The sequence below is a fragment of the Nocardia farcinica genome (genome assembly GCF_029867845.1).
Lineage (GTDB): Bacteria > Actinomycetota > Actinomycetes > Mycobacteriales > Mycobacteriaceae > Nocardia > Nocardia farcinica_A.
On the sequence record NZ_JARWRU010000744.1, the window covers coordinates 1 to 4,878 of the forward strand.

At 71.1% G+C, this 4,878-nt stretch carries 6 protein-coding genes; all 6 read left to right on the top strand.

Annotated elements, in window-relative coordinates; all coding sequences use genetic code 11:
* Positions 1-761: acyl-CoA dehydrogenase family protein (locus QH283_RS16235; protein ID WP_280503823.1), on the top strand; the 761-nt coding region annotated here is incomplete at its 5' end.
* A complete protein-coding gene (locus tag QH283_RS16240) occupies positions 746-1,915 on the top strand; it encodes an acyl-CoA dehydrogenase family protein (protein ID WP_280503824.1) in 1,170 nt (389 codons plus the stop codon). The genes QH283_RS16235 and QH283_RS16240, both read left to right, overlap by 16 nt.
* Before the next feature lie 125 nt (positions 1,916-2,040).
* Complete coding sequence (locus tag QH283_RS16245; protein ID WP_280503828.1) at positions 2,041-2,970, top strand: bifunctional MaoC family dehydratase N-terminal/OB-fold nucleic acid binding domain-containing protein; 930 nt, start codon at positions 2,041-2,043, stop codon at positions 2,968-2,970.
* Positions 2,967-3,401 carry a MaoC family dehydratase gene (locus QH283_RS16250; protein WP_280503825.1) on the top strand — a complete coding sequence of 145 codons (435 nt, stop codon included), beginning with the start codon at positions 2,967-2,969 and terminating at the stop codon, positions 3,399-3,401. Before QH283_RS16245 ends, QH283_RS16250 begins: the two co-directional genes overlap by 4 nt.
* Positions 3,394-4,581 (top strand): lipid-transfer protein, encoded by a 1,188-nt coding sequence (locus QH283_RS16255; protein WP_280503826.1) that lies wholly within the window; start codon positions 3,394-3,396, stop codon positions 4,579-4,581. Before QH283_RS16250 ends, QH283_RS16255 begins: the two co-directional genes overlap by 8 nt.
* A 26-nt stretch (positions 4,582-4,607) precedes the next feature.
* On the top strand, positions 4,608-4,878 hold a 271-nt coding region (locus tag QH283_RS16260), incomplete at its 3' end, for an NUDIX domain-containing protein (protein ID WP_280503827.1).

Below are 4,878 nucleotides of genomic sequence, written 5' to 3' on the forward strand. Positions count from 1 at the left end.
CCGCCGCGCTCAGCGAGCCCGGCGATCCGTTCACCACCTCGCCGAAGACCACCGCGGTCGCCGACGGCGATGTGGTGCGCGTCAGCGGCCACAAGATCGCCGTGCCCTACGCCGACGAGGCGCGCTGGCTGCTGATCCCCACCGACGCGGGCGTGGCGCTGGTCGACGGTGACGCCCCCGGCCTGACCCGCACCGCCTCCCCGTCCTCGGGCGGTCTGCCGGAATCGACGGTGCGGCTGGACGGTGTCGAGATCCCGGCCGAGCGGCTGCTGCCCGCCGACCTGACCGATCTGCACCGGTACGCGATCGCGGCGATCGGCGCCGCCGCCGACGGCCTGCTCGAGGGCGCGCTGCGGATCACCGCCGAGCACCTGCGCACCCGCCGCCAGTTCAACCGGCCGCTGGCCGAGTTCCAGGCCGTGGCCCAGCAGGTCGCCGACCTCTACGTGGTCTCGCGCACCCTGCACGCGGTGGCCGCATCGGCGAACTGGGCGCTGGCGCAGCTGGCGACGACGCCAGCGGAGGAGATCACCGACGAGCAGCGCGCGCGTGTCGACGACGACCTCGACGTGCTCGCCTATACCGTGACCGCCGAACTGCCCGCCGCCATGCAGAAGTGCCACCACCTGCACGGCGGGCTCGGGGTCGACGTCACCCACCCGATGCACCGCTACTACTCGCAGGCCAAGGATCTCGTCCGCTGGCTCGGCGGTGAGTCGCTGCGCCTGGACCGCCTAGGAGCAAGATGTTCATCGATCTGACCGCCGAGCAGCGCGCGCTGCGCGACGAGCTGCGCGCCTACTTCGCGAACCTGGTCACCCCGGAGGAAGAAGCCGAGATGGCGGTCAACCGCCACGGCGACGCCTACCGCGCGGTGGTGCGCCGGATGGGCCGCGACGGCTGGCTGGGGGTCGGCTGGCCCAAGGAGTACGGCGGGCAGGGCTTCGGCCCGGTCGAGCAGCAGATCTTCTACAACGAGGCGGTGCGCGCCGACGTGCCGCTGCCGCTGGTGACCCTGCTGACCGTCGGCCCGACCCTGCAGACCTACGGCACCGAGGAGCAGAAGCAGAAGTTCCTGCCCGGCATCCTCACCGGCGACATCCACTTCGCCATCGGCTACTCCGAGCCGGAGGCGGGCACCGACCTGGCCGCGCTGCGCACCACCGCGGTGCGCGACGACAACGGCGACTGGATCGTCAACGGGCAGAAGATCTTCACCACCGGCGCGCACGAGGCCGACTACGTCTGGCTGGCCTGCCGCACCGGCACCGTGGAGTCGCGCCATCGCGGTATCACCATCCTGATCGTGGACACCTCCGATCCCGGTTACTCCTGGACGCCGATCATCACCTGCGACGGCGCCCACCACACCAACGCCACCTATTTCGACAATGTGCGCGTGCCGGCGAACATGCTGGTCGGTGCGGAGAACAAGGGCTGGCGGCTGATCACCACCCAGCTCAACCACGAGCGGGTGGGCCTCGGCCCGTCGGGCAAGATCGAGCAGCTCTACGACCGTATGCGCGAGTGGGCGCGTGGCCGGGGCGTGCTCGCCGAGCCGGACGTTCGCCGCGCGCTCGGCCGGGTGCACGCCATGGTGCGCCGCAACGAACTGCTGAACTGGCAGGTCGCCGCCACCTCCGAGCAGGCCGATGCCGACCAGGCCCAGATCATCGCCGACGCCTCGGCCACCAAGGTGTTCTCCACCGAGGCGTTGCAGGAGGCGGGCAGGCTGGCCGAGGAGATCGTCGGCCGCTTCGGCGACCCGGCCGATCCCGACACCGCCGAGCTGCTGCGCTGGCTGGACCGGCGCACCAAGCAGAACCTGGTGGTCACCTTCGGCGGCGGCGTCAACGAGATCATGCGTGAACTCGTCGCCACCGCCGGGCTGAACCTGCCGCGCGTGCCGCGCTGAGCGGGCCGCCCATCCGAGCAACGAGACCAGAAGGAGCCGTGCGCGTGCCGGACACCGCAGCACCGGAAGCCCCGGAAGTCACCGCCGCCGAGCAGACCGCGGGTGCGCGATTCACCGCCGAGCAGATCGCCGCCGCACTGGAGCAGATCGTCGCGGCGGGGGAGTCGGCGCCGCGACTGGCGCGCGACCCGGTCAACCAGCCCATGATCAACAACTGGGTGGAGGCCATCGGCGACGACAACCCCATCTACGTCGACGACGACGCCGCCCGCGCCGCCGGACATCCCGGCGTGGTGGCCCCGCCCGCCATGGCGCAGGTGTGGACCATGCTGGGGCTCAGAGGCGTTCGCCCGCCGGACGACCCGATGACCGCTACCAACGAGCTGCTCGACTCGGCGGGCTACACCTCGGTGGTCGGCACCAACTGCGAGCAGATCTACCACCGCTACCTGGTGCCGGGCGAGCAGGTGACGGTGACCAGCAAGCTGGACTCCTATGTCGGCCCCAAGCAGACCGGCCTCGGCGAGGGCTGGTTCGTCACCTACCGCACCCTCTGGTACGTCGGCGACGAGCTGGTCACCGAGATGCTGTTCCGCATCCTGAAGTTCGCGCCGAAGGCCGCCGCGCAGCGGGCCGAGGCGAAGCCCGAGCCGGAGAAGCAGGCGGGGCAGCGGGTCAAGCCGCTGGTCTCGCACGACACCGAATTCTTCTGGGAGGGCACGAAACTCGGCGAGCTGCGAATCCAGCAGCTGCCCGACGGCACCCTGCGCCACCCGCCGATCCCGGCGGTGTGGAAGGACAGGTCCGAGTGGACCGACTACGTCGTGGCCACGGGCCGCGGCACCGTCTTCAGCTACGTGGTGCACCACGCCCCCAAGGTGCCGGGCAGGCAGCTGCCGTTCGTGGTGGCCCTGGTCGAGTTGGAGGAGGGCGTGCGGATGCTGGGCGAGCTGCGCGGCATCGACCCCGGCGAGGTGGAGATCGGCCTGCCGGTGCTGGTCGATTTCGAGCAGATCGACGACGTGGCGCTGCCCTACTGGAAGGTGATCTCATGACCGCGGCCCCGGTGCCGGTGGATGTGCAGGTGGGCACGACGCTGCCCGAACTGGTGATCCACGCCGACCCGACCTTCGTGATCAGCACCGCGCTGGCCACCAGGGATTTCCAGGACGTGCACCACGATCGCGACAAGGCGGTCGAGCGCGGCTCGAAGGACATCTTCGTCAACATCCTCACCGACACCGGCCTGGTGCAGCGCTTCGTCACCGACTGGGCGGGCCCGCGCGCGGTCGTCAAGTCGATCTCGCTGCGCCTGGGCGTGCCGCTCTACGCAGGCGACACCCTGACGATGACCGGCACTGTCACCGAGATCTCCGGCAGCGACCTGACCATCGCGGTCACCGGCCGCGACAGTCTCGGCGACCACATCACCGCCACCGCGGTCGTCACCCTGAACAACGGATCCGCCGGAGGAAGCGATGTCTGAGCAAGCGACCGCTCCGCTGAGCCGCCGCGCCGCCGTCGTCGGCATCGGCGCCACCGACTTCTCCAAGGAGTCCGGCCGCAGCGAACTGCGCCTGGCCGCCGAGGCCGTCAACGCCGCGCTCGCCGACGCCGGGCTCACTCCCGCCGACGTGGACGGCCTGACCACGTTCACCATGGACAACAACACCCAGGCCGCCGTCGCCCGCGCCACCGGCATCCCGCGGCTGAAGTTCTTCAGCCACATCGGCTCCGGGGGGGGCGGGGCCTGCGCGACCGTGCAGCAGGCCGCGATGGCGGTGGCCACCGGTGTCGCCGAGGTGGTCGTGGCCTATCGCGCGTTCAACGAGCGCTCGGTCTCGCGCTTCGGCCAGTTCTCCACCGCCCTGGCCAGCGCCGCCACCTCCTCGGGCATCGACAACGCCTGGTCCTACCCGCACGGCCTCGGCACGCCCGCCGCGCAGGTGGCCATGGTGGCCCGCCGCTACATGCGCGTCTACGGCGCGACCAGCGAGGACTTCGGCCGGGTGGCGGTGGCCGACCGCAAGCACGCCGCGGTCAACCCCGACGCCTTCTTCTACGGCAAGCCGATCACGCTCGAAGACCACCAGAACTCGCGCTGGATCGCCGAACCGCTGCACCTGCTCGACTGCTGCCAGGAGTCCGACGGTGGCGTGGCCATCGTGGTGACCAGCGTGGAACGCGCCCGCGACCTGCCGAACCGGCCCGCCGTGATCGCGGCCGCGGCTCAGGGCAGCGGCGCCGACCAGTACGTCATGACCAGCTACTACCGCGACGCCATGACCGGCCTGCCGGAGATGGGCCTGGTCGGTGATCAGCTGTGGGCGCAGAGCGGTCTGCGCCCACAGGACATGCAGGCCGCTGTGCTCTACGACCACTTCACCCCGTTCGTGCTCATGCAGCTCGAGGAACTCGGCTTCTGCGGTCGCGGCGAGGCCAAGGACTTCATCGCCGACGGCGCCATCGAGATCGGCGGCCGCCTGCCGCTGAACACCCACGGCGGCCAGCTCGGCGAGGCCTACATCCACGGCATGAACGGCATCGCCGAGGCGGTGCGCCAGATCAGGGGCACGTCGGTCAACCAGGTCGACGGCCTGGAGAACATCGTGGTCACCGCGGGCACCGGCGTGCCGACCTCGGGGCTGGTGCTCAGCGCGAACTGATCGGGCCCGATCGCGAGGAGACCGCCATGAACGTCCGGCATTTCGTGGACGTGCACGTCCTGTTGCTGCGCGCGGACCGCGTGCTGCTGAGCAGGCGCCGCGGCTCCGACGAGTTCGACCGGCTGTGGCATCTGCCCGCGGGCAAGCTGGAGGAGGGCGAGTCCGCGCGGGCGGGCGCGGCGCGGGAGGCGTTCGAGGAGGTCGGCGTGCGCGTCGACCCGCCCGATCTGGAATTGGTGCACACCGCCCACGTGGTCGCCGCGAACCGCGGCCGCCCCGCGGGGGGGGGGGGGGCGG

Bases quoted from the DNA above. Each gene is read 5' to 3' on its own strand.
- QH283_RS16255 (WP_280503826.1), top strand. From the start codon at position 3,394: ATGTCTGAGCAAGCGACCGCTCCGCTGAGCCGCCGCGCCGCCGTCGTC.
- QH283_RS16250 (WP_280503825.1), top strand. From the start codon at position 2,967: ATGACCGCGGCCCCGGTGCCGGTGGATGTGCAGGTGGGCACGACGCTG.
- QH283_RS16240 (WP_280503824.1), top strand. From the start codon at position 746: ATGTTCATCGATCTGACCGCCGAGCAGCGCGCGCTGCGCGACGAGCTG.